Annotated in this window: 21 protein-coding genes and 1 riboswitch; of the genes, 13 read left to right on the top strand and 8 right to left on the bottom strand. The window is 73.8% G+C overall.

All coding sequences use genetic code 11. The features are described 5' to 3' along the window. Window positions 1-65 precede the first annotated feature (65 nt). The 3 genes from EMA09_RS01685 to EMA09_RS01675 all read left to right on the top strand — a co-directional run bounded on the left by EMA09_RS01685 (window position 66) and on the right by EMA09_RS01675 (window position 2,773). Window positions 66-539 carry a bifunctional nuclease family protein gene (locus EMA09_RS01685; protein WP_129838179.1) on the top strand — a complete coding sequence of 158 codons (474 nt, stop codon included), beginning with the start codon at window positions 66-68 and terminating at the stop codon, window positions 537-539. A 181-nt stretch (window positions 540-720) separates the two neighbouring features. After that, window positions 721-1,284: a MerR family transcriptional regulator gene (locus tag EMA09_RS01680; RefSeq protein WP_129838177.1), complete on the top strand. Its 564-nt coding sequence runs from the start codon at window positions 721-723 to the stop codon at window positions 1,282-1,284. Between the two features lie 55 nt (window positions 1,285-1,339). Next, complete coding sequence (locus tag EMA09_RS01675) at window positions 1,340-2,773, top strand: DNA polymerase IV (protein ID WP_129838175.1); 1,434 nt, start codon at window positions 1,340-1,342, stop codon at window positions 2,771-2,773. Here EMA09_RS01675 and EMA09_RS01670 read toward each other — a convergent pair. After that, the gene (locus EMA09_RS01670) at window positions 2,683-3,066 is read right to left on the bottom strand and encodes a PRC-barrel domain-containing protein (RefSeq protein WP_129838173.1); all 384 of its coding nucleotides are present in this window, start codon (window positions 3,064-3,066) and stop codon (window positions 2,683-2,685) included. The two genes, EMA09_RS01675 and EMA09_RS01670, sit on opposite strands and share 91 nt — an antisense overlap. Window positions 3,067-3,242: 176 nt before the next feature. Then, window positions 3,243-3,341, top strand: a riboswitch (glycine riboswitch). A 188-nt stretch (window positions 3,342-3,529) separates the two neighbouring features. On the opposite strand from EMA09_RS01670, the gene gcvP reads away from it, so the two are divergent. Then, window positions 3,530-6,481 (top strand): aminomethyl-transferring glycine dehydrogenase, encoded by a 2,952-nt coding sequence (gene gcvP / locus EMA09_RS01665; protein ID WP_129838171.1) that lies wholly within the window; start codon window positions 3,530-3,532, stop codon window positions 6,479-6,481. A gap of 32 nt (window positions 6,482-6,513) precedes the next feature. On the opposite strand, the gene EMA09_RS01660 is transcribed toward gcvP, so the two are convergent. Beyond that, window positions 6,514-7,083, bottom strand: a complete 570-nt coding sequence (locus EMA09_RS01660; protein ID WP_129838169.1) for a hypothetical protein — start codon at window positions 7,081-7,083, stop codon at window positions 6,514-6,516. Window positions 7,084-7,360: 277 nt separating this feature from the next. Here EMA09_RS01660 and EMA09_RS01655 point away from each other — a divergent pair, with 277 nt between their 5' ends. Both EMA09_RS01655 and EMA09_RS01650 read left to right on the top strand, forming a co-directional pair. Next, window positions 7,361-8,839, top strand: a complete 1,479-nt coding sequence (locus EMA09_RS01655; RefSeq protein ID WP_129838167.1) for a glutamate--cysteine ligase — start codon at window positions 7,361-7,363, stop codon at window positions 8,837-8,839. A 145-nt stretch (window positions 8,840-8,984) separates the two neighbouring features. Next, window positions 8,985-9,740, top strand: a complete 756-nt coding sequence (locus tag EMA09_RS01650; RefSeq protein WP_129843777.1) for a CPBP family intramembrane glutamic endopeptidase — start codon at window positions 8,985-8,987, stop codon at window positions 9,738-9,740. Between the two features lie 46 nt (window positions 9,741-9,786). On the opposite strand, the gene EMA09_RS01645 is transcribed toward EMA09_RS01650, so the two are convergent. Beyond that, window positions 9,787-10,512: a DUF4232 domain-containing protein gene (locus EMA09_RS01645; RefSeq protein ID WP_129838165.1), complete on the bottom strand. Its 726-nt coding sequence runs from the start codon at window positions 10,510-10,512 to the stop codon at window positions 9,787-9,789. A gap of 247 nt (window positions 10,513-10,759) precedes the next feature. Beyond that, window positions 10,760-11,434: a pyridoxamine 5'-phosphate oxidase family protein gene (locus tag EMA09_RS01640; RefSeq protein ID WP_129838163.1), complete on the bottom strand. Its 675-nt coding sequence runs from the start codon at window positions 11,432-11,434 to the stop codon at window positions 10,760-10,762. A gap of 50 nt (window positions 11,435-11,484) precedes the next feature. Here EMA09_RS01640 and EMA09_RS01635 point away from each other — a divergent pair, with 50 nt between their 5' ends. Then, on the top strand, window positions 11,485-12,822 hold the full coding sequence (locus tag EMA09_RS01635) for an aminotransferase class I/II-fold pyridoxal phosphate-dependent enzyme (RefSeq protein WP_129838161.1): 1,338 nt from the start codon (window positions 11,485-11,487) through the stop codon (window positions 12,820-12,822). A gap of 267 nt (window positions 12,823-13,089) precedes the next feature. Here the strand turns inward: EMA09_RS01635 and EMA09_RS01630 are convergent, their stop codons facing one another. Continuing rightward, window positions 13,090-14,466 carry a glycoside hydrolase family 16 protein gene (locus tag EMA09_RS01630; protein ID WP_240796611.1) on the bottom strand — a complete coding sequence of 459 codons (1,377 nt, stop codon included), beginning with the start codon at window positions 14,464-14,466 and terminating at the stop codon, window positions 13,090-13,092. A 316-nt stretch (window positions 14,467-14,782) separates the two neighbouring features. Between EMA09_RS01630 and EMA09_RS01625 the strand changes: the two genes are divergently transcribed. Beyond that, complete coding sequence (locus EMA09_RS01625; protein WP_240796187.1) at window positions 14,783-14,968, top strand: type II toxin-antitoxin system VapB family antitoxin; 186 nt, start codon at window positions 14,783-14,785, stop codon at window positions 14,966-14,968. Window positions 14,969-15,001: 33 nt separating this feature from the next. Here EMA09_RS01625 and EMA09_RS01620 read toward each other — a convergent pair whose 3' ends face one another. Then, entirely contained in the window at window positions 15,002-15,568 is a 567-nt protein-coding gene (locus EMA09_RS01620; RefSeq protein WP_129838155.1) for a TetR/AcrR family transcriptional regulator, read from the bottom strand. A gap of 80 nt (window positions 15,569-15,648) precedes the next feature. Between EMA09_RS01620 and EMA09_RS01615 the strand changes: the two genes are divergently transcribed. Further along, window positions 15,649-16,572 (top strand): SDR family oxidoreductase, encoded by a 924-nt coding sequence (locus EMA09_RS01615; RefSeq protein ID WP_129838153.1) that lies wholly within the window; start codon window positions 15,649-15,651, stop codon window positions 16,570-16,572. Here EMA09_RS01615 and EMA09_RS01610 read toward each other — a convergent pair. After that, entirely contained in the window at window positions 16,542-17,783 is a 1,242-nt protein-coding gene (locus EMA09_RS01610) for an MFS transporter (RefSeq protein WP_129838151.1), read from the bottom strand. The two genes, EMA09_RS01615 and EMA09_RS01610, sit on opposite strands and share 31 nt — an antisense overlap. A gap of 82 nt (window positions 17,784-17,865) precedes the next feature. On the opposite strand from EMA09_RS01610, the gene EMA09_RS01605 reads away from it, so the two are divergent. Further along, entirely contained in the window at window positions 17,866-18,471 is a 606-nt protein-coding gene (locus EMA09_RS01605; RefSeq protein ID WP_129838149.1) for a TetR family transcriptional regulator, read from the top strand. 125 nt (window positions 18,472-18,596) lie between these two features. Beyond that, window positions 18,597-20,462, top strand: a complete 1,866-nt coding sequence (locus tag EMA09_RS01600; protein ID WP_129838147.1) for a serine/threonine-protein kinase — start codon at window positions 18,597-18,599, stop codon at window positions 20,460-20,462. Window positions 20,463-20,504: 42 nt separating this feature from the next. Here the strand turns inward: EMA09_RS01600 and EMA09_RS01595 are convergent, their stop codons facing one another. Further along, the gene (locus EMA09_RS01595) at window positions 20,505-20,936 is read right to left on the bottom strand and encodes a hypothetical protein (protein WP_129838145.1); all 432 of its coding nucleotides are present in this window, start codon (window positions 20,934-20,936) and stop codon (window positions 20,505-20,507) included. Window positions 20,937-21,254: 318 nt separating this feature from the next. Here EMA09_RS01595 and EMA09_RS29240 point away from each other — a divergent pair, with 318 nt between their 5' ends. Further along, entirely contained in the window at window positions 21,255-21,380 is a 126-nt protein-coding gene (locus EMA09_RS29240; protein ID WP_276324220.1) for a hypothetical protein, read from the top strand. A 675-nt stretch (window positions 21,381-22,055) separates the two neighbouring features. After that, entirely contained in the window at window positions 22,056-22,919 is an 864-nt protein-coding gene (locus EMA09_RS01590) for a DUF5655 domain-containing protein (RefSeq protein ID WP_129838143.1), read from the top strand. Window positions 22,920-23,105 lie beyond the last annotated feature (186 nt).

The raw sequence follows: 23,105 nt of genomic DNA, 5'->3' as shown, positions 1-23,105 counted from the left end.
CGCGCCGGTGCCGCCCGGCGGTGCTCGACTATCCAAAAGACCCGGGCACCGCCTAGGGTTGCTGTGTGAATCAGCTCGACGTCGTGGGCGTGCGGGTGGAAATGCCCAACAATCAGCCCATCGTGCTCCTCCGTGAAGTCGGCGGTGATCGCTATCTCCCGATCTGGATCGGACCGGGGGAGGCGACCGCCATCGCGTTCGCCCAGCAGGGGATGACCCCTGCCCGGCCGCTCACGCACGACCTGTTCAAGAACGTGCTGGAAGCGGTGGGGCAGGAGCTGAGTGCCGTCCGCATCACCGATCTGCGCGAGGGCGTGTTCTACGCCGAGCTGGTGTTCGCCAGTGGTGTCGAGGTCAGCGCCCGCCCCTCCGACGCCATAGCGATCGCGCTGCGCGCCGGCACCCCCATCTACGGCAGTGACGCGGTGCTGGACGACGCGGGGATCATCATCCCGGACGAGCAGGAGGACGAGGTGGAACGGTTCCGCGAATTCCTCGACCAGATCTCGCCCGAGGACTTCGGCAGGAACAGCCAGTAGCCCCTCGCGGGCGATCGGTGACGCGTCGCAGGTGGATGCCCGGCGTCCGTGGGGCATGTCTTGTGAGGGACGCGGTGAGCGTGCCCGTCGTGACGGCCGGTGAGCGGCGACGGCGCGGAGAAGGACATGCGGAACGGAGGCCGGCGTGACAGGTAACGGCGACAGCAGAGCGGTCGGAGGGATGACCGCCCTTCCCGGCTCGCCGCGCGGCGGGCTGCTGCCGTCGGCCCGGCCCCGGGGCGGCGAGGCCCACGAGCGGCTCGGCTACCGGGGACCGAGCGCCTGTGCCGCGGCGGGCATCACGTACCGCCAGCTCGACTACTGGGCGCGCACCGGGCTCGTGCAGCCCAGCATCCGTCCGGCCCACGGCTCGGGCACCCAGCGCCTGTACAGCTTCCACGACGTGCTGGTGCTGAAGATCGTCAAGCGCCTGCTGGACGCGGGGGTGTCCCTCCAGAGCATCAGGGCGGCCGTCACGGCCCTGCGCGCGGCGGACCTCGCGGAGCTGGCCGGCATGACCCTGATGAGCGACGGGGCGGCCGTGCACCGCTGCTCGTCGCCCGACGACCTCGCCCAGCTCCTCCAGGACGGCCGCGGTGTCTTCGGTATCGCCGTCGGGGCCGTCTGGAACGACGTGGAGAGCGCGCTGGCCCAGCTCCAGGCCGAGCACGTCGAGACGGGCGACGCCGTGCCCGCCGACCACCCGGCCGACGAACTGGCGCGCCGCCGCAACCGCGCCCTGTGAGCCGCGCCCGCCGGGCGCCGCGCGATTGTCACACCCCTGCGGCACCATCGAAGGCGTGCGCGGCAGCCCGACGATCCTCCATCTCGACATGGACGCCTTCTACGCCTCGGTGGAGCAGGCCGCGAAGCCGAGCCTGCGCGGGAAACCGGTCGTCGTCGGGGGGATCGGGCCGCGCGGCGTCGTCGCCACCGCCTCCTACGAGGCCCGCAGGTTCGGCGTGCACTCGGCCATGCCGACGGCCCAGGCCCGCCGCCGTACGCCGCACGCCGCCTTCCTCGTGCCGCGCTTCACGGTCTACCGGGAGATCAGCGAGCGCGTGATGGCCCTGCTGGCGGCCCTGTCGCCGCTGGTGGAGCCGCTGAGCCTGGACGAGGCGTTCGTCGACCTCGCGGCCGGCGGCGCCGCCGGCACCGCCGCGGAGGCCCGTGCGGTGGGGGAGGAGCTGCGCGGGCGCATCGCGGTCGGCACGGGGGTGACGGGCTCCGTCGGGCTCGCGGGCTCCAAGATGCTCGCGAAGATCGCCTCCGAGCTGGCCAAGCCGGACGGGCTCGTGCTGATCGAGCCCGGCACCGAACGGGACCTGCTCGCCCCCCTGCCCGTGCGCACGCTCCCCGGCATCGGCCCCGCCACCGCCGAGGCGCTGCGCCGCGCCGGTCTGCACACGGTGGGCGAGCTGGCCGACGCGGGCGCCGACGAGCTGGTGCGGCTGCTGGGCAGGGCGCACGGGCAGGCCGTCCACGCGATGGCCATGGGCCGGGACGACCGCCCGGTCGTCGCCGAGCGCGACACCAAGTCCGTCTCGGTCGAGGACACCTTCGACACCGATGTCACCGACCGCGCCCGGGTACGGCTGGAGGTCGCCCGGCTCGCCGACCGCTGCACGGCCAGGCTGCGGGCCGCGGGCCGCTCGGGGCGCACCGTGGTGCTGAAGGTCCGCCGATACGACTTCACGACCCTGACGCGCTCCGAGACGCTGCGCGGACCCACCGACGACCCGGCGGTCGTGCGGGAGGCCGCCGCCCGTCTCCTGGACGGCGTGGACACGACGGACGGCGTGCGGCTCCTCGGCGTCGGGGTGAGCGGGCTGGCCGGTTTCACGCAGGAGGACCTGTTCGCGCAGGCGGCCGTGCGGAGCACGGGGGAGGCGGAGCCCGTGCCCGTGGGCGGGGAGCCGGCCGCGGCGGACCCGCCGGCGGAACCTCACGCGCCCGAACGGGTGTGGCTGCCGGGCATCGATGTGACGCACGCGCGTCATGGACCGGGCTGGGTCCAGGGCAGCGGCGTCGGGCGCGTGACCGTGCGGTTCGAGCGCCCGGGCGGCCCGCCGGGCCGCGCCCTCACGTTCCGCGTGGACGACCCGGAGCTGACCCGCTCCGAGCCGCTGCCGCTGGTGGCGGATCAGCGGTCGTCGACGCCGCCGTCGGGCGCGGCCAGCCGCCCGAAGTCCGCGTCGGGCGGCGGCGCGATCCCCGGCACGTCAAGCCCGTAGTGGTGGTACAGCTGCAGCTCCTGCTCGGGCGAGAGGTGGCGGCCGACGCCGAGGTCCGGCGCCCGGCGGATCAGCGCCCGCTCGAACGGCACCCGCAGGTGGTCGTCGACCAGCTCGCTCGGCTCCAGGGGGACGAACGCGTCGCGGGTGAAGAACCCGGTCCGGACCGCCGCCCATTCGGGCGCCCCGGTCGCGTCGTCGAGGTACACCTCGTCCACCGTGCCGATCTTGGCGCCGTCACGGTCGAGGGCCTTGCGCCCGATCAGACTGCGGGGGTCGATGTCGGTCTGCACGCTTCCTCCAACTGGTCACGCCGGCCGCGCACGGTCCGGCGGCCGCCGGACGCCGGCGGCCCGTCGTACCGAAGGGCTCCTACCACCTAGAGAAGGGCACATTCCGCCCGCTGGCCAGTCGAGTGGTTCCCCCGGGACCCGCCCGGGGAGCCGCTGGTAGGCTCGAAACCGGTTGTCGACCTCGTGCGGGAGAGTCCCGGCGTCGGACGGACGGCGGGCGCCGAAGGAGCAAATCCTCCCCGGAATCTCTCAGGCCCCAGTACCGCGCGAGTCAGACCACTCTGGAAAGCAGGACGGCCCCCGGCGCACGGCGGGCGGACCGTCCTCACCGACGGTGCAAGCCGGGCGGGCGACCGCCGGGCGAAGCTCTCAGGTCCGGCGGCGCGCCGGATGACAGAGGGGGAGGCAGGCCGGGCGGTGCCGCCCGGCGCCCGAGGTCATGCGACCGTGAGGAGCCTCCCCGATGACCGCCAGCCCCGTCAGCCGTCCCCCGCTCGCCGACCTGGAGGCGGGAGCGCCGTTCGCCGCCCGGCACATCGGTCCCGACGCCGGGGACCGCGCCAAGATGCTCGCCCGGGTGGGGTTCGCCTCGCTCGACGACCTGACCGCGGCCGCCGTCCCCGAGAGTGTCCGCGCGACCGGGGGGCTGCGGCTGCCGGCCGCCCGTGACGAGGCCGCCGTCCTCGCCGAACTGCGGGACCTCGCCGGCCGGAACACCGTCGCCCACTCCATGATCGGCCTCGGGTACCACGGCACGTTCACGCCGCCCGTCATCCAGCGCAACGTCCTGGAGAACCCGGCCTGGTACACCGCGTACACGCCCTACCAGCCGGAGATCTCGCAGGGCCGGCTCGAAGTCCTCCTCACCTTCCAGACGGTCGTCGCCGACCTCACCGGGCTGCCGACCGCCGGCGCCTCCCTGCTGGACGAGGGCACCGCGGCCGCCGAGGCCATGGCGCTGGCCCGCCGGGTCGGGAAGGTGCGGGACGGCGTGTTCCTCGTGGACGCGGACTGCCTCCCGCAGACGATCGCCGTGGTGCGGACCCGCGCCGAGGCGGCGGGGGTGGCGGTCGTCGTCGCGCCGCTGGCCGACGGCATCCCGGCCGACGCCGCCGAGCGCGGGGTGTTCGGCGTCCTCGCGCAGTACCCGGGCGCGTCGGGCGCCGTGCGCGACCTGCGGCCGCTGATCGAGGCGGCGCACGGCATGGGCGCCGTCGTCGCCGTCGCGGCCGACCTGCTGGCCCTCACCCTCCTGACGCCGCCCGGGGAGCTCGGCGCCGACATCGCGGTCGGCACGACCCAGCGCTTCGGCGTCCCGATGGGCTTCGGCGGCCCGCACGCCGGCTACATGGCGGTCCGCGACACGTACGCCCGCAACCTGCCGGGCCGTCTCGTCGGCGTCTCCCGCGACGCCGCCGGCCGCCCCGCGTACCGGCTCGCCCTCCAGACCCGTGAGCAGCACATCCGGCGCGAGAAGGCCACGAGCAACATCTGCACCGCCCAGGTGCTGCTGGCCGTCATGGCCGCGCTGTACGCCGTCCACCACGGCCCGGACGGGCTGGCCCGCATCGCCCGCCGCACGCACCGGTACGCCGCGCTGCTCGCCGCCGCGCTGCGGGAGGGCGGCGTCGAGGTGGTGCACGGCGCGTTCTTCGACACGGTGACGGCCCGTGTGCCCGGCCGCGCCGGCGCCGTCGTGGCCGCGGCGCGCGCCGCGGGCGTCAACCTCCGCCTCACGGACGCCGACCACGTGGGCGTCTCGTGCGACGAGACGACGGGCCGCGAGCAGCTCTCGGCCGTCCTCGCCGCGTTCGGCGCCGCCGGCCGGGACGGCGGCCCGGTCGACCTCGACGCGCTGGACGCCCGTACGCCCGACGCCATCCCGGCGGCGCTCGCGCGCACCGGCGCGTACCTCACGCACCCGGTCTTCCACCGCCACCGCTCCGAGACCGCCATGCTGCGCTACCTGCGGCGGCTCGCCGACCGCGACTACGCGCTCGACCGCGGCATGATCCCGCTCGGCTCCTGCACGATGAAGCTGAACGCGGCCGCCGAGATGCAGCCCATCACCTGGCCGGGCTTCGCCGACATCCACCCGTTCGCGCCGGCCGAGCAGGCCGGGGGGCACCTGACCCTGATCCGCGAACTCGAGGCCGCCCTCGCCGAGATCACCGGGTACGACGCGGTCTCCCTCCAGCCGAACGCCGGTTCGCAGGGCGAACTCGCCGGCCTCCTCGCGGTCCGCGCCCACCACCGCGCGAACGGGCAGCCGCAGCGCACCGTCTGCCTCATCCCGTCGTCGGCGCACGGCACCAACGCGGCGAGCGCCGTCATGGCGGGCATGCGCGTCGTGGTCGTCGCGACCGGCGAGGGGGGCGACGTCGACCTCGCCGACCTGCGCGAGAAGATCGACCGGCACCGCGACGAACTGGCCGTCCTGATGGTCACCTACCCGTCGACGCACGGCGTGTTCGAGGAGGACATCACCGCGATCTGCGCCGCCGTGCACGACGCCGGCGGCCAGGTCTACGTGGACGGCGCCAACCTCAACGCGCTCGTCGGGCTCGCCCGCCCGGGCCGCTTCGGAGCGGACGTCTCCCACCTGAACCTGCACAAGACGTTCTGCATCCCGCACGGCGGCGGCGGCCCCGGCGTCGGCCCGGTCGCGGTGCGCGCGCACCTCGCGCCGTACCTGCCGGGCCACCCGCTCGACCCGACGCGGGACGGCGAGAAGGACGCCGCCGGCGGTGTCGGACCGGTGTCGGCCGCGCCCTTCGGATCCGCCGGCATCCTGCCGATCTCCTGGGCGTACATCCGGCTGATGGGCGCCGAGGGGCTGCGCGAGGCCACGCAGACGGCCGTGCTCGCCGCCAACTACATCGCCAAACGGCTCGAACCGTACTACCCCGTCCTGTTCACCGGGCCGGGCGGGCTCGTCGCCCACGAGTGCGTCATCGACATCAGGCCGCTCACCAAGGCCACCGGCGTCACCATCGACGACGTGGCGAAGCGGCTGATCGACCACGGCTTCCACGCGCCGACCATGTCGTTCCCCGTCGCCGGGACGCTGATGATCGAGCCGACCGAGAGCGAGGACCTCGCCGAACTCGACCGGTTCTGCGACGCGATGATCGCCATCCGCGGCGAGATCGACAAGGTGGCGTCGGGGGAGTGGCCGCGCGACGACAACCCGCTGCGCAACGCCCCCCACACCGCCGAGCAGCTCACCGGCGACTGGCCCCATCCCTACAGCAGGCGGGAGGCCGTCCTCCCCGCCGGCACGGGCACTGCCGGCGGGGCGGACGGCCTCGGCGGGCACGACAAGTACTGGCCGCCGGTGCGCCGGATCGACGGCGCCTTCGGCGACCGCAACCTCCAGTGCTCGTGCCCCCCGGTCGAGGACTACGCGGGCTGACGGAGGACCCGCGCCGCCCCCGCGGACCCCGGCTAGCTCGCCAGGCCGAGCGGCGCGCCCCTGCTGGTCAGCAGCGGCAGCAGCGCGTCCGTCCTGGCGGGCCGCTCGGCGGTGATGCCGGGCGGCGCCGGCGCCAGCGGCACCAGCAGGTCCTGCGGCTCGGGGCTGCCGGACGCCGGATCGGCCCGCGGCTCGGCGTGCAGCCACAGGGTCATCATGTACAGCTCCGGGACGGACAGCAGTCTCGGCTGATACAGGGCCGCCGTGGTCTCGGCCAGCCGCACGGCCCGCACGGTCGAGGCGATGAACGGTCCCGCCGTGAAGTGGGAGAACTCCCAGCCGCCCGCGGTCAGGTCGGTCTGGGCACCGCCCACGGCGATGCCGTCGTGCTCCAGCAGGAACCGCCAGCCGACGAGCCGGGACCTGGGCGGCACGGTCAGGCCGGACACCGGGGACAACTGGTGGACGGGCAGCGGCATCACGGGCCTGAGCGCCGCGCGGTGGTGCTGCAGGGGAATGGGCAGCCTGGCGCCCGAACCGAGAAGTGCGTCACGGACGCTGAGCTCCGCGCCGGGGGGCGCGGGGTGAATGTTCAAGGGCATGATGGGTCGCCTCTCGCTTTGGAGTAGGTCGCCTCTTCACAGGAGACACGCCGTGGAGAAAGGTTATCCGAACGGAGTTCTCCTCATGTTTCACGTAGCCGACCCGTAATGTTTCGACAAGAAGAAATCAGGACGCCGGACCGGGCGCCGTGGGGCGACAAGTGCCTTTGGAATATGCCCGGCCGGGCCGCCGGGCCCGCATCCGTCGTGTTAGGTCCCCCCGTACGGGGGCAGGATCGGAACACCGTTCGACGCCGATGCGACCCAGGAGGTGCCCATGGGGGCAGAAGTCGTGGCCGACCGGTTCGACCTGTCCGCGCGGCAGCGGTTCCGCGCCCGGGTCCGCACCGGGCTCGACGCGCTGCAGCGGATGCTGCGCGAGGAGCGCTTCGACGGCCCAAGGGACCTGATGGGTGTCGAGGTCGAGTTGTGCCTCGCCGATTCGCGCGGCACTCCGCGCATGGTGAATGACAATGTGCTGAAGCGCATGGCCACGCGTGATTTCCAGAGCGAACTCGGGAAATTCACACTCGAACTCAATATGCTGCCGCGTGCCCTCGACGGGCATGTGTTCGCGGACGTGGCGGAGGAGTTGCGCGTCGCCGTCGGATACGCCGACCGCATGGCCGCCGAATTCGACGCCCGGCTCGTGCTCATCGGTGTCCTGCCCACGATCACCCCGGAGCAGGTGAGGCCCGGCGCGCTCTCGTCCGACGACCGCTACACCCTGCTCAACGAGCAGATCCTCGCGGCGCGCGGCGAGCCCATCAGCCTCACCATCTCCGGCAAGGAGACGCTCGACCGGACCTTCGACTCCATCGCCTGCGAGGCGGCCTGCACCTCCGTGCAGTTCCACCTCCAGGTGACGCCGGACCGCTTCCCCGCCGTGTGGAACGCCGCCCAGGCCACCGCGGCGGCGCAGATCGCCGTCGGCGCCAACGCCCCGTTCGTCTTCGGACGCGAACTGTGGCACGAGACCCGGCCGCGGCTCTTCCTCCAGGCGACCGACAGCCGGCCGCCCGAGGTGGCGGCCCAGGGCGTGCGGCCCCGCACCTGGTTCGGCGAGCGCTGGATCGACTCGGTGACCGACCTGTTCGAGGAGAACGTGCGCTACTTCACCGCGCTGCTCCCGGTCTGCTCGGACGAGGACCCCATGGCCGTCCTCGACGCCGGCGGCATCCCCCGGCTGTCCGAACTCGCCCTCCACAACGGCACCGTGTACCGCTGGAACCGGCCGGTCTACGACGTCGCCGGCGGCGTCCCGCACCTGCGCGTGGAGAACCGCGTCCTGTCGACCGGCCCCACCGTCACCGACACCGTCGCCAACGCCGCGTTCTTCTACGGGCTGGTCCGCGCGCTGGCCGACGAGGAGCGGCCGGTGTGGGAGAAGCTGGCGTTCGCCGACGCCGAGCGCAACTTCGAGGCCGCCTGCCGGGACGGCATCGAGGCCCGCCTGACCTGGCCGGGCGAGGGCACGCGCCCCGCGCACGAACTGGTCCTCGACCGCCTCCTGCCGCTCGCCGAGCGGGGCCTGGCCGCCTGGGGCGTGGCGGCCCCCGACCGCGCCGCGTACCTGTCGGTCATCGAGGAGCGGTGCCGCCGCCGCGTCACCGGAGCGGGCTGGCAGACTGCCGTGTACCACCGGATGGTGGAGAACGGAGCGGACCGTAACAGCGCCCTCGCGGAGCTGGTACGCCGGTACTGCGAACTGTCGCGGACGGACGCCCCCGTGCACAGCTGGCCGACCGGCGCGTGACCCCGCCGTCCGGCGCGCCGGCGGCCGGGCGCCGCCGCGCCGGACGGGAGGCGGAGTGGACCTGACACCGGACACCGGCCGCGGTGGCCATCGCACGGACGCGGCACCGCCGGACGGGGCGGGCCGTACGGTCCCCCGCCGCGTCATGGGGCACGAGCTGCTGCTGGTCCTCGCGCTGTCGCTGGGCGCGAGCGCCATCAGCTCGATCATCTCGTTCACCGGCGTCCTCACCCGGCCCGGCGGCCTCGGCGACGCCACCGCCGGCCTGAACGGCTCCCGCGCACCCGACCGCCCCTGGCTCGACCTGGCGTGGCAGCTCTTCGGGATCGCCACCGCCCTCGTGCCCGTCGTGCTGGTCGCCCACCTCCTGCTGCGCGAGCGGGGCGGCGGCTACAGCGGACCGGGGCTGCGCGGCATCGGGTTCGACACCGGGCGGCCGGGTCCCGACCTGGGGCGGGGCGCGCTCGTCGCCGCCGTGATCGGCGGCACCGGGCTGCTGTTCTACCTCGGGGCGCACGCGGCGGGCGCTTCCCTCACGGTGGTCCCGGAGTCGCTGCCCGACGTGTGGTGGAAGTACCCCGTGCTCATCGCCTCGGCCGTGCAGAACGCGGTCGTGGAGGAGGTCATCGTCGTCGGCTACCTGCTGCACCGCCTCGACCGGCTGGGCTGGACACCGGTCGCGGTGCTGGCCGCCAGCGCGGTGCTGCGCGGCTCGTACCACCTCTACCAGGGGCTCGGCGGCTTCTTCGGGAACGTCGCGATGGGCGTCGTCTTCGTGTGGCTCTACCGGCGGTGGGGGCGCGTCATGCCGCTGGTCGTGGCGCACGCGCTGATCGACATCGTCGCCTTCGTGGGGTACGGCCTGCTGGCGGGCCGCGTGGACTGGCTGCCGACGGCCTGAGCCGGGCGGGACGGCGCCGTGCCGTCCCGCCCGGCCCCGGCCGGGATCAGGCGCCGGGGCCCGTGCCCGGCGCGAGCGGAAGGGCCTCGATCGTGCCCTGGCCGCAGACCGGCCCCAGGTCCCATTCGGCCACGGTGGCGTCGTAGGCGTCCGGCGGGATCACGCTGAGGCCGGCCGGTTCGGGGCCGCAGGTGCCGTCGGCCGGGTCGTCCTCGCCCGCGACGATGGTCCAGTGCAGTTGCGACCAGGCGCTCTCGCCCGGCTGGAGGGTGAGCGGCTCGGACTCCTGGGATTCGTCGCGGACGGTCGTGGTGGGCAGGGCGCTGCCGTCGGCACCGGTCAGTTCGAGGCCGGGCCAGCCCTGGGTGCGGCAGGCGGCGTCGGAGCTGTTGGTGAGCACCAGGGCGCCGTGCCGCTGGCCGGCCCCGGAGTCGAGGACGGTCACCTCGGCGCTGACGCGGTCACCGGTGCACCAGTCGGACGGTGTGGTGCCCTCCTCCTCCCCGCCGTCCTCCGCGCCGTTCTGCGCGTCGTCCCCGGAGCCGGACTCCGATCCGCCCGCCGCGTCGCCGGAGTCCGTGCCGCCGGAGTCGCCCGGTGTGTGCTCCTTGCCCGGCGACTCGCTCTCCTCCCCGGCGGGCGCGGACGGGCTGTCGGCGGCGGACGAGTCGTCCGTCTGTTCGCCGCAGCCGCCGGCGGCGAGGACGGCGAGCGCGGTCAGGGTGGTCAGCGCGAGAGCGCGACGGTGCTGGAGGCGGTGCTGAAGAGCCATGATGTCCTTCTGTGGGGGGAGCCGGCCGGGCGGCTGATCTTTCTCCTGTGCTGCTCCGTCAGACGCGGTGCCGGCGGGGCCGGTTCCCCGGCCGGGCGCGCGCACCGGCGCCGACGTGCGGCGGAGCGGGGGCGGACCGCGCTCCGCCGCGGGGGAGCACGGCGCCGGGAGCATGGTGTTCTGCTGCCCGGCGATCGCCCTCCGGATTCGTCCGCCGGGTGGCGCCGCGGTGGTGCGGCGCCCCGGCTCAGCGCCCGGCGTACGCCGCGAGGTACGCGGGCAGCGGTACCCGCCGGCCCTCGTCGGCCGCCACCGGTGCCCCGTACTGCGTCCGGACGGGGAGGACGCCGCTCCAGTGCGGCAGGTCCAGGTCGTCCGGTTCCTCGATCGGACCGCCGGCGCGGACCTTCGCGGAGACCTCGGCCAGATCGACGGCGAGCAGCGCCGTCGCGGCCAGCTCCTTCACGTCGCCCGGGCGGCAGTCGGCGGACCTGCCCGGCACCACCTGGTCCACGACGGCGTCGAACGCCCTGGCGCGCTCGGCGGCGTCGGTGACCGGCCGGGCCGTGCCGTGGACCACGACGGAGCGGTAGTTGACGGAGTGGTGGAAGGCCGAACGCGCCAGCACCAGCCCGTCGACATGGGTGACCGTCAGGCACACGGGCATCCCGCCCGGCGCGGCCGCGGCCTCCCGCACCGGGCGCGCGCCGGTGGAGCCGTGGAGGTAGAGGCGCTCGCCGACGCGCGCGTAGAGGGTGGGCAGGACGGCGGGCAGACCGTCGCGGACGAACGCCAGGTGGCAGAGCCAGCCCTCGTCGAGGATGGCGTGCACGAGGTCCCGGTCGTAGGCCACGCGGTGCCGGGCGCGGGTGGGTGTCGTCCGGGGGGTGGGGAGGTAGCGGTCGGTGTCGGTCTGGCTCATCGGGCTCTCCGGAGTTGCGTCCATGATTGAACTAGTGCAAACTCTGCTTTGTGCTAGGAGAATATCCGATCCACGGGCGGGGCGCCGCCGAGATCTCCGCCAGCGTCGAACAGGCCGTCGCCGACGGCCGTCTCGCCCCGGGAGCGTCCCTCCCGCCCCTCCGCGACCTGGCCGAACGCCTCGGCGTCAACGCCAACACCGTCGCCGCCGCCTACCGCGCCCTCCGCGACCGCGGCGTCATCGAGACGGCGGGCCGCCGCGGCAGCCGCGTCCGCGCCCGGCCCGCGAGCGCCCCCAGGGACACGCGCCTCACCGTGCCGGCCGGCGCCCGCGACCTCTCCGGCGGCAACCCCGACCCGGCCCTGCTGCCCCGTCTCGGCCCGGCCCTGGCCGCGGCCGCCGCGCGGGCCGACCGCTCCCCGATGCTGTACGGCGGCCCCTCCATCGACCCGGGTCTCGCCCGCGCCGCCCGCGCCGCGTTCGACCGCGACGGCGTACCCGACGGCCCCGTCGCCGTCACCTCCGGCTCCCTCGACTGCATCGAACGCGTCCTGACCGCCTGGCTGCGCCCCGGCGACGCCGTGGCCGTCGAGGACCCCGGCTGGGGCGCCCTGCTCGACCTCGTCCCCGCCCTCGGCATGCGGCCCGTGCCCGTACCCGTGGACGACGAGGGGCCGCTGCCCGACCAGGCCGCCCGCGCCCTCGCCGGCGGCGCGCGCGCCCTCGTCGTCACCGCCCGCGCGCAGAACCCCACCGGCGCGGCCATCGGCGCCCGCCGCGCCGAAGCGCTCAGGGCCGTGCTCGCCGCGCACCCGGACACCCTCCTCCTGGAGGACGACCACGGGCACGGCATCGTCGACCTGCCCCTGCACCCCCTCGCCGGACACGGCCCGCGCTGGGCGCTGGTCCGATCCACCGCCAAGGCGTACGGCCCGGACCTGCGGCTCGCGGTGTGGACGGGCGACCCCGTCACCGTCGACCGCGTCCGCGGCCGGCAGCGCCTCGGCCCCGGCTGGGTGAGCCACCTCCTGCAGCACGCCGTCACGGAGCTGTGGCGCACCGACGCCGTCGACCCCGGCGCCGTCGCCCGCTCCTACGGCGCGCGCCGCGACGCGCTGCGCACCGCGCTCGCCGGACGCGGCGTCACCGCCCACGGCCGCAGCGGCATGAACGTGTGGGTGCCCGTCCCGGACGAGACGGCGGCCGTCGCCGCGCTGCTCCACAGTGGCTGGGCCGCCGCCCCCGGCACCCGCTTCCGCCTGCGCAGCGGCCCCGGCATGCGGCTCACGGTCTCCCCGCTGGGCGAGCGGGACATCGCGCCGCTCGCCGACGCCGTCGCGGCAGCCGTCCGGCCGGCCGCGACGGCGTCCGACCGGCGCTACGACTGAGCGGCGCCGCCCGTCGTCCCTGCCGCGCTCCGGTGGCCGGCGTCCACGTCGCGCACGGCTCCCCTGTCCGCGGACCGGGCGAAGGCCGCGTAGACGCGCAGCGCGGGCGAGACCGCCCGCTCCCGGGCACGCGGCACGTACCCGGTGGTGCCCTCGACCGGCCGACCACCCGGGCGTCAACGTGGTGATCTACCTGCCGGCTCCTGACCCGGCACCGGGCGTACGGGCGTAGGTGCCCGCCCGTACGCCCGGAAACGCCCGCCCGGGTCAGCCGAAGGGGATGCGCACGAACGACTGGTTGCCGATGCCGACGGTGCTCGCGCCGGCGCCGATCGCGTTCCACACCTCCACGCGGACCCGCCCGTTCACGAGATCGCCGTGGCTGCCGGTGGCCGATTTCAGCCCTCTGGCCTGCGTGTAGTGCTCGTAGCCGGGCACCGGGTCGGTGGCGAAGTACGCGTAGGTCTCCACACGGTCCCAACTGCCGTCACCGGTGCGGTCGTAGGAGACCCGTACCTGCTGGCCGTTCGCGACCGTGGTCCCGGCATCCACGAACGCATCGAACGCCGTGCTGCCGCCGTTGTACTGCCCGTTGACACCCGTCGCCGTAAACGTCCGCTGCTGGTACGGCGTTCCGTCGTGGTTGGTACCGCCCGCCGAGGTGAGGGACGTGGTGGCCGCGGAACCGGTGGCCGTGCTCAGCGTGCCGCCGTCCCGCAGGTACAGGGTGGGGCCGTCGACGGGCGGCTCGGTCGTGCCGCCGCCACCGCGCGTCCAGACGGCGACGTAGTCCACGAGCATCGACCGGCCGGGGACCGTCGACGCCGTGGGCGTGGTGAACCCGGCGACACCGTTCGGGAAGCCGCCGCCCATCGCGACGTTGAGGAGGATGAAGTAGCCCGCGTGCTCCGTCATGGAGGCCCAGTGGGCCGCGCTCATCTGGCTCTCGTTCACCGTGTGGAACAACTGGTCGTCCACGTACCAGCGGAGCTGCTCCGTGCTCGTCGAGCGGTCCCACTCGAACCGGTAGGTGTGGAACGCCGACTGGCAGCTCGCCCCCGGGCAGGCGCGGCTGGCGCCCAGGCCGTTCGTCTCGTTGCAGGGGCCGCCGGGGTTGACGCCGCAGTGCAGCACGGCCCACACGGAGTTGATGCCGTTGACGTTCTCCATGATGTCGAACTCGCCGATGGCCGGCCAGTTCCAGTAGTTGCCCCGGTAGGGGGAGCCCAGCGCCCAGAACGCGGGCCAGTAGCCGAGCGCGGCGTCACCGGTGACGTTCGGCATCTGGATGCGGCTCTCGATGCGCAGCACGCCGTCGGCCGGTGCCTTGAAGTCGGCCCGCTGCGTCTCGATCCGGGCGGACGTCCAGTTGCCGGCGGAGTCGCGCAGCGGTGTGATGCGCAGGTTGCCGCTGCCGTCGAGACCGAGGTTCGACGGCGAGTCGGTGTAGGTCTGGATCTCGCCGGTGCCCCAGGCGTCGGGGCCTCCCGGGTACGAGCGGCCCGTGTCGATCCGCCAGTTCGCGTTCGAGGGGAGAGAGCCCGCCGAGCCGTTGAAGTCGTCGCTCCACTGGAGCGTCCAGCCGGCCGGGGTCGGCGGCACCGTGCCGCTGGCCGGTGGTGCCATGAGCAGCGCGGCCAGCATCCCGGCCAGCGCGAGGACGGCGGCGAGCGCCGCGGTGAGCGTGGTGGTTCTCCGCGCGGCGACATGGCCGCTGACGGCATGAGGCATGGGGTGAGCGCCTTCCTGTCGGTGGGGGTGCGACGCCGGCCGGGCGCGCCGACCGGGGTGATGAGAGCGCTCTCAACCCCGAGTTGTAGTCCCGTGGGAACCACCCGTCAACGCCCCGCGCGGCCCGGCGCCGGGACCACTGCCGTACGGGCGACACCCGGACATCGCGGTCCAGCGGCGTTCGAGGGCCACGTACGGGTACCGGGGGCCGAGCACGGAGACGGAGGCCGTGCGGTTCGCCGCCGAGGCGGCCGTCAAGCGCCGGCTGCGGCAGGAGTTCTTCGACGCCAGGGACGCCGGCGAGCTGGACTTCGGCGAGATCGTCGCGAGCACCGGACCCCGCCGCGCCGACGGTTCACTGCCGCGTGACGGGCGATCGACGAGCCTGCTCCCGCCCGGCACCGCCGACGGCTGACGGCTGACGGCTGACGGCCGGGAGTCCGGCCGGTCAGGAGCCGGCCGTCGCCGCCCTGAGCGCGGTCAGTGTCTCCCGCAGCACCGGCGCCATCGCGTCCTCGTCCGCGGTCGTGAGCCAGCGTTCGAAGCCGACCTTGAACACGGCGACGCCCGCCTCGGCGGCCAGGCTCGCGGCCGGTTCCGCGACGCCGCGTGTGCGCAGGGCGCCGGCGAGCGCGGCCGACAGCGAGGCGAGCTTCGTCAGCTCCCGCTCCCGCAGCTCCGCGTTCGCCATGATCACGGTCTGCCGTTCGCGTGCGAACGCACGGCGGTCGGCGAACAGCCCGGCGACCGCGTCGAGGCCCGCGGCCAGCGCGTCCATCGGCGCCGCCGCCGGCGGCGCGTCGGCGACCGCCCCCGCGAACCGCTCCTCCAGCGTCTCCGAGCCGCCGAACAGCACCTCGCGCTTGTCGGCGAAGTGGCGGAAGAACGTCCGCTCGGTGACGCCGGCGCACTTCGCGATCTCCGCGACGGTCGTCTGCTCGAACCCCCGCTCCCCGTAGAGCCGCAGCGCTGCCCGCGTCAAGCGCCCCCGCGCGTCCGGCTCCCATCTGCTCATGTGGGAATCCTATCGTGATGACAGTCGCTGACATGGAGTGCTACGGTCGACGTCAGTCAATGTCATCACTGGAGGTTCCCATGCGTGTCCTCGTCACCGGCGCGTCCGGCTGGATCGGCTCCGCCGTCGTCCCCGAGCTCATCGGCGCCGGGCACGAGGTCGTCGGCCTCGCCCGCTCCGACGCCTCCGCCGCCGCCCTGACCGCCGCCGGGGCCGACGTCGTCCGCGGCACCGTCGACGACCTCGACGTCCTGCGGGACGCGGCGGCCGGCGCGGACGGGGTGATCCACCTCGCCTTCAAGCACGACGTCGCCTTCGGCGGCGACTTCCGGGGCGCCGCGGAGGCCGACCGCCGCGCCGTCGACGTCTTCGGCGACGCGCTCGCCGGCACCGACCGCCCGTTCGTCCTGGCCGGCGGAGTGGCCGGGCTCGCCCCGGGCCGGCTGCTCACCGAGCGGGACATGCCCGCGGTCGACGGCTCGCCGACCTCCGTCCGGTCGGCCACCTCGCTCGCCGCGCTCGACCTCGCCGGGCGCGGTGTGCGCTCGTCCGTGGTGCGGCTCTCCCCGACCTGCCACGGCGAGGGCGACCAGGGCTTCATGGCCGCCCTGGTCGCCACGGCCCGCGACAGGGGCGTCTCCGGATACCCGGGCGACGGCGCCAACCGCTGGCCCGCCGTCCACCGCCTCGACGCCGCGCGGCTGTTCCGCCTGGCGGTCGAGAAGGCGCCCGCCGGCTCCGTCCTGCACGGTGTCGCCGAGGAGGGGATCGCGCTGCGCGACATCGCCGGGACCATCGGGCGCCACCTCGGTGTGCCCGTGACGTCCGTGGCGCCGGAGGAGGTCGCCGGGCACTTCGGCTGGCTGGGCGCCTTCGCCGGCATCGACGCCCCGGCGTCGAGCGCCCTGACCCGTGACCTGCTGGGCTGGGAGCCGACCCGTCCCGGTCTCATCGCCGACCTGGACGAGGGGCACTACTTCGCCGCACCGCCCACACGGGGCTGACCGGCGCCGGACCCCTCGCGGTCCGCCGGCGCGGCTTCGGTGACGGGCCGCGCGGTGCGGGCCGCGGGGGTGGCGAAGGTCGCGGCCACCACCAGCCCCAGGACGAGGAACAGGGCGTTGCGGAGCCCGAACTGCTCGCCGAGCCGGCCGAGCGACGGCGGCCCCACGAGGAAGGCGATGTAGCCGATGGTGGCGGCGAGGGTGACCCGGGCGGCGGAGTTGTCGCCCGAGTCGCCGGCCGCCGAGAGCGCGACCGGGAAGCCCAGCGACGCGCCGATGCCCCACAGGACCGCGGCGGCCGCGGCGACGGCCTGGTTGTCGACGAGGATCACCAGCGCGATGCCGGCGGCGCCGACCACGGCGCTCGCGCCCAGGGCGGTGGCGCGCCCGTACCGGTCGACGAACCGGCCGCCGGCGAACCGGCCCGCGGTCATCGACGCCGCGAACACCGCGTACACGGCCGAGCCGAGCGCGGCGTCGAAGCCGTGGCCGTCGACCATGATCAGCGGCAGCCAGTCGTTCGCCGTGCCCTCCGCCATGGCGAGCGCCAGGATGATGCCGCCGATGAGCAGCAGCCGCGGTTCCCGCCACACCCCGGGGCGCGCGGTGTCACGGCCCGGCGCGCCGGCGCCCGTCCTGCGCCCCACCTCGGTGGGCACGTGGCGGATCACGGAGAGCAGCACGGCCAGGACCACGGCGGTCACGATGACGAGGTGCCACAGGACGGAGAAGGAGACGGCGGTCAGGAGCATGCCGCCGACCGCCCCGACCACCGTGCCGAGGCTGTAGCAGCCGTGCATCGCCGGCAGGGTGGAACGGCCGAGCAGCCGCTCCACCTCGGCCCCCTCGATGTTGAGGGCCACCTCGCCGCCGCCCATCCCCACGCCGATCAGCGCGAGTCCGGCGGCGACGGCCGGGTCCGTCCCCGCCGCCGCGCCGAGTCCTATGACGCCGCAGCCCGTCGCGGTCGCCAGCGTCCCGGCCGCGATGACGTACCGGGCGCCCCAGCGCGCCACGAGCGGACCGGAGCACAGGATGCCCGCCATGGACCCGACCGACAGGCCGAAGAGGACGAGCCCCATGCGGCCGGTCGAGGCGCCGAGCAGATCGCGCACATCGGGTGTCCGGGTCACCCAGGACGCCATCGCCAGCCCGGGCAGGAAGAACAGGGCGAACGCGGCGGTGCGGCGCGTGCCGGGGTCGGCAGTCACAGGCGGGTGCCTCCAGACGGTACCAAAGAGTCTGTACAAGCGTACACACTCATGGGCTCGGAGCCTGTGTCACATTGGGGCCGTGACCGGAACACGGCGTGAGATCCCGAACGATCCGGGCCGCAGGGACCGCATCCTCGACGCCGCCCTCGACGTCGTCGCCGAGGGCGGCGTCGCCGGGGCGACCCACCGCAGGATCGCCGCCCGGGCCGGCGTCCCGCTCGGTTCGCTGACGTACTACTTCGAGGGCATGGACGACCTGCTGACGCAGGCGTTCGCCCGCCTCGCCGACACGATGTCGCACCTCTACCGGCGCACGGTGCGGCGCGCCCGTTCGACCGCCGAGGCCGAGGCGGCCGTCGTCGAGCTGATCTGCGGGCCGGACTACGCCACCGACCGCGACCTGACGCTCATCTTCGAGATGTACGCCTACGCCAACCACCACCCGGCGGTACGGGACATCACGCGCTCCTGGACCGCGCGCAGCCGGGAAAGTCTGGCACTCCACTTCACCCCCGGGGTCGCCCGCGCCCTCGACGCCCTGGTCGAGGGCTGGCCCATGCACGGCCGCTTCGACGCGGCACCCCTGGACCGCGCCCTCGTCGCCGGAGTCGTGCACGCCGTCGTCGACGCCGCGCCGCACCTCCCCGCCGCGCCGCACCTCCCCGCCGCGTCACCACCGGACTGACGACCGGCACGAGGCGCCGGGTTCCCGTCCCGCCGCGCACTCGACGCGCCGGGCACGAGCCGCTTGGATGGGGTCCCGGCCGGCGGGCGCGCACCCGCGGCACGTTCGAGGAGGCGAAGTCACCCGTGAGTTCCGGAATGCGCCTCGCCGGAGTCGCGCTCCGCGATCGGTACGTGCTCCGGCGGAGGCTCGGCCGTGGCGGCATGGGCGAGGTCTGGCTGGGCCTGGACTCCGAACTGGGGCGCGAGGTCGCGGTGAAGGTGATGCTCGCCCTGCCGGGCGACGGGTCGGTACGGCGCTTCCGGCGGGAGGCGGACACCCTTGCCGGGCTCCAGCACCCGGGGATCACCGTGGTGCACGACGCAGGCCGCCACGAGCCGTACCACTTCATCGTCATGGAACTCCTGCGGGGTCACGACCTCGCCCACGTCCTGGCCGGACACCCCGGGGGCCTGCCCCACCTCCGTGTGCTCGACCTGACGCGGCAGACCGTGGACGCTCTGGCGGCCGCGCACCGGCACGGGATCGTCCACCGTGACGTGAAGCCGGCGAATCTGTTCGTGCAGGCGGGGGACCGGGTGAAAGTCTGCGACTTCGGCATCGCCCGCAACGCCGAGGCGTCCGGGACCGTGACCGCGACCGGTCTCGTGATCGGCACCCCCGCGTACATGTCGCCCGAGCAGTGGGAGGGGAAGGAGACCGACGCGCGGACCGATCTCTACGCCCTGGGCGTCGTCATGTTCGAACTCCTCACGGGCCAGCCCCCGTTCCCCGCGGCTCAGCCCTTCTACGCGCTGATGCGCCAGCACGTGGAGCAGGCCCCGCCCCGCCCCGGCACGCTGCGTCCCGGCATACCGCGCGACCTGGAGGAGGTGGTCATGGCGCTGCTCGCGAAGGACCCCCGCCGGCGGCCGGACAGCCGGACGCTGGCCGCGGCACTGGCGGCGCCCACCGCCCCGCACGCCGCGCCGACGGTGACCGCCGAGCGGCCTGCGCCCGCGCCGGAGACCCGCCGCGACCACGGACCGCCGTCCCCGCCGCCCACCGCCGCCTCGACATGGGCGGAGCCCGGCCCCACGGCGCCCACGTACGTGCTGCGCCGCACGTTGAAGGTGAAACCCCACAGGGGGGTGTCCGGCATGACCTTCAGCCCGGACGGCCGCGTCCTCGCCGTGGGCGACCGCGAAGGGGGCGTACGCCTCTGGGACCCGCACACCGGCACACGGCTCCGCCGCCTCACCGGACCCGTCGGCTGGGTCAGGGCCGTCGTGTTCAGCCCGGACGGGAGCACGCTCGCCACGGCGGGCGGCGGTGACAAGGTCGTGCGCTGCTGGGATCCGCACACGGGTACGCTCCGCCGTCAGCTCACCGGACACACCGGCTGGGTGCGCTCCGTCGCGTTCAGCCCCGACAGCCGCACCATCGCGACGGGCGACACGGACGGGTCGCTGCACATCTGGGACGCGCACACGGGCGGGAAGCGGTTCACCCTCGGCGATCCGGTCGGTTCCGTGCTCGCGCTGGCGTTCAGCCCGGACGGCAGCACGCTGGCCGCCGGGGGCTACCGCGGCGTGGCGCGCGTCGAACGCACCCGTTCCGGGAACCGGAGCCGCCGCCTGGGCGGGGTGACCTCCTCGGTGGCCGCCGTGGCGTTCAGCCCGGACGGCCGCAGCCTCGCCGCGGGCGGCGCGGACGCGTCGGTCCACGTGTGGGACGCCCGTACCGGTGGACGGCACCACCGGTTCACCGGGTACACCGCTCCCCTCGCGCACCTCGCGTTCAGCCCGGACGGCCACCTGCTCATGGCGGGCGACACGCACGCCAACCTCCACATCCGCAACGCCCGCACCGGGAAGCAACTGCTCATCCTCCCCGGTCAGCCGGAGCTGGAGCACATGGGCAGGATGGCGCTCACCCCGGACGGCCGCCTCCTCGCCGTGGGCTTCCGGGACAGGGTCCAGCTCTGGTCCGTCCATGTCCGGGCACTGTGACGGGCGGGGGCCGTCACCGGCGGGAACGGCCCCTGCCGTCGATCAGGCGATACCCCGTACCCAGTTGCTGCACTGGCTGTAGTACGGGCCGTGGGCGGTGGTGTAGGGGCAGATCCGGAAGTCGATCGCGGTGCCCTCGGGCATGTGCAGCGTCCAGACCTTGTGGGTCCCCTTGCCCGAGGTCACGGTGCCGCTGTAGGGGCCGGCGTCGGCCATGTCGTAGCGGTAGTTCTGGACGATGACGCCGTAGCCGTCGCTGTTGGTGTCGTGGAGGACCAGGTACTCCGTGCCGTCGCCGGTCTCGGACTGGAAGTACACCCAGCCGCAGGGGTCGTACAGCTTGTACTCGTTGCTCCAGGTGAGCCCGCAGTCGACGTCGGCGTCCGACGCGGCGGCGGCCGGTGTGCCGGTCGCCGCCACGACGGCGGCCGTCGCGGCGAGCGGGACGGCGATGCGTGCGAGGTGTCTTTTCATGCTGCCTCTTCCTGGCCTCGGACCACGGCCGCCCGGTGCGGGACACACGCCGGACGGGGACGGACGAGGGTCGTGGGCACGGAACGCCCGATCGGTGAAGGAGGCGGGGGAGTCGCCGATCGAACACCGGTCGGACGGGGGACCGTTCATCCGCCGCGAGGATTCTGCTGGCGCGCAAGATCACCGCGCAAGAGTTTCCCGTTCACTCAACGGTCACCTCGGCCGCCCGCTCGGCGCGGTCACCGGCGCGTGGCTGGCTATCGTAGGCGGGAGCCGGATCACGGAGTGCGAGGTCGAGGAGTCGAATGGCCCGGGTACATGCTGACTGAGGTCACCGCCACCCGCTATGTCACGCCGCTACGGGAGGGCGGGTCGCTGCCCGGGATCGTCGAGGCCGATGATCTGGGGACCTACGTCATGAAGGTGTCAGGGAAGCGGCGGTGACCTGCGGTGATGCACCGCTGTTCGTTGTTGACCTGCGAGTTTCTGCCTTTCGGCGTCTTTCATGGCCGGGTCGTCTTGTGCGATCGACCCTCCCCACGCGCTCTCCAGCGGAGTGGATACTCCCCAAATTCTCCCCGGAAGGACGGGCGTGACCTGCGGCAAGACCGTAAAGCCCGGTGGTCCGGCGGACACGGTAAGTGACTTTCGCCGATCTGCGTTCCCTGCCACTGCAGTCAGACGTCGAAGAAGAGACCGGGCAGGCTCGGGACCTGCCGAGACGCGCGACTGTACCCTGCTGACCAGGGTGATTGGTTTTCAACGCCTTTCCCGCGCATGCGCTTCGATGCGATCGAAAGTCCCAGAGTCGTCCCACACTGGCGCGAGGGAAACAGCGGCTGACGAGGGGCAGCCGCAGCATGCGGGCTCCGCCGCAGGCGGAGGCGGTCGACCGGCGGACTCGAACCTACGCACGCGGCTCCGAAGGCCGTTCGAGTTCTGTACGTTTCGGCAGGTCAGAGGGATAGCTGACGGGCGATCAGTCTCGCCGTCCCGCGACGGAAAGGGAGCAACGCCAGATCAGTCCGAGATCCGATTAGCACTTTCTATCCCGTTGATGGCGCAACTTGCCTATCTGATGGTATTTCGTTGATCCGGAGGGGAGGGGGCCGGCCTGCTTTGAAGTTGTTCGTCGTCGCGGAAGAGGTGCGGGAGGTCATTCCTCGGCTGGCTGTGGTCGAGACGGACGTGCAGGGGCTGGTCGAGGCGCGCATGGAGACGCTGCTCGGTGTGCGCTACCTGGCGAGCGAGTACAGCACGGGGGCGGTGCACGGAAGCCGGATCGACTCGCTGGGCCTCGATGAGAACGGCGCGCCGGTGATCGTCGAGTACAAGCGTGGTACGGACGCTGGAGTGATCAGCCAGGGGCTCTTCTACCTGGCTCGGCTCCTCGACCGCAAGGACGCCTTCCGCCGGCTGGTCCGTGACCGGATCGGATCACGGGCCGCAGCCGATCGCCTGTGGAGCAGGCCCAGGCTGATCTGCGTCGCCGGCGGCTTCACCCGCTATGACCTTCACGCCGTTCGTGAGCACCGGCACAGTATCGACCTGGTCCGCTACCGATGGTTCGGCGACACCCATGTCGGCCTGGAGACCGTCGCTTCCACCGTCTCCCCGGGCGATGCCAGACAGGAGCCGGCGTTCCGGTCCACCCGCGAGACGAACAGCGCGACGGCAGAGCTCGCCCAGGCGGTGCACCACACACTGCTCGACCTCGGCGACGACGTCATCGCAGTGCAGCGCAAGCGATACCGCGCCTACCGGCGGCTGCGGAACTTCGCCTGCGTCTGCACCCCCCGGAAGTCCGGGCTGCTGGTCTACCTGAAGGCCGACCCGAAAACGATCGACCTGCTCCCCGGACTCGTACGAGACGTGACCGGCCAGGGGCACCACGGCACGGGCAACTTGGAACTGCGTCTCCATACGCCGAACGACCTGAAACGAGCACGCCCCTACTTCCGTGACAGCTACGCTGCGGCGTAGCTGTGCAGTTGGGCGAGGGGTGCGACGTGTTAAGGAGCCTTTCGAGAGGGCTGGCAGGGGGGCAGTGGACTGTCCATGATGCGGTGGCTCCCCGGTTTGGTGAACCGGACCTGTGCGTTGGGCGACGCTTGGTCCGGCTCGGCGTCTCCATGGTGAGCCGGAGACGCGTGCCGGACCGACTTGCCC

The organism is Streptomyces sp. RFCAC02, from assembly GCF_004193175.1.
Taxonomy (GTDB): Bacteria; Actinomycetota; Actinomycetes; order Streptomycetales; family Streptomycetaceae; genus Streptomyces.
Note: the sequence above shows the minus strand (reverse complement) of the source record. Positions and strands in the feature narration are given on the sequence as shown.

Coding starts and splice junctions, on each gene's coding strand:
- EMA09_RS01680 (WP_129838177.1), top strand. CDS start 721: ATGACCGCCCTTCCCGGCTCGCCGCGCGGCGGGCTGCTGCCGTCGGCC.
- gcvP (WP_129838171.1), top strand. CDS start 3,530: ATGACCGCCAGCCCCGTCAGCCGTCCCCCGCTCGCCGACCTGGAGGCG.
- EMA09_RS01660 (WP_129838169.1), bottom strand. CDS start 7,083: ATGCCCTTGAACATTCACCCCGCGCCCCCCGGCGCGGAGCTCAGCGTC.
- EMA09_RS01655 (WP_129838167.1), top strand. CDS start 7,361: ATGGGGGCAGAAGTCGTGGCCGACCGGTTCGACCTGTCCGCGCGGCAG.
- EMA09_RS01650 (WP_129843777.1), top strand. CDS start 8,985: ATGGGGCACGAGCTGCTGCTGGTCCTCGCGCTGTCGCTGGGCGCGAGC.
- EMA09_RS01645 (WP_129838165.1), bottom strand. CDS start 10,512: ATGGCTCTTCAGCACCGCCTCCAGCACCGTCGCGCTCTCGCGCTGACC.
- EMA09_RS01640 (WP_129838163.1), bottom strand. CDS start 11,434: ATGAGCCAGACCGACACCGACCGCTACCTCCCCACCCCCCGGACGACA.
- EMA09_RS01630 (WP_240796611.1), bottom strand. CDS start 14,466: ATGCTGGCCGCGCTGCTCATGGCACCACCGGCCAGCGGCACGGTGCCG.
- EMA09_RS01620 (WP_129838155.1), bottom strand. CDS start 15,568: ATGAGCAGATGGGAGCCGGACGCGCGGGGGCGCTTGACGCGGGCAGCG.
- EMA09_RS01615 (WP_129838153.1), top strand. CDS start 15,649: ATGCGTGTCCTCGTCACCGGCGCGTCCGGCTGGATCGGCTCCGCCGTC.
- EMA09_RS01595 (WP_129838145.1), bottom strand. CDS start 20,936: ATGAAAAGACACCTCGCACGCATCGCCGTCCCGCTCGCCGCGACGGCC.
- EMA09_RS29240 (WP_276324220.1), top strand. CDS start 21,255: ATGCTGACTGAGGTCACCGCCACCCGCTATGTCACGCCGCTACGGGAG.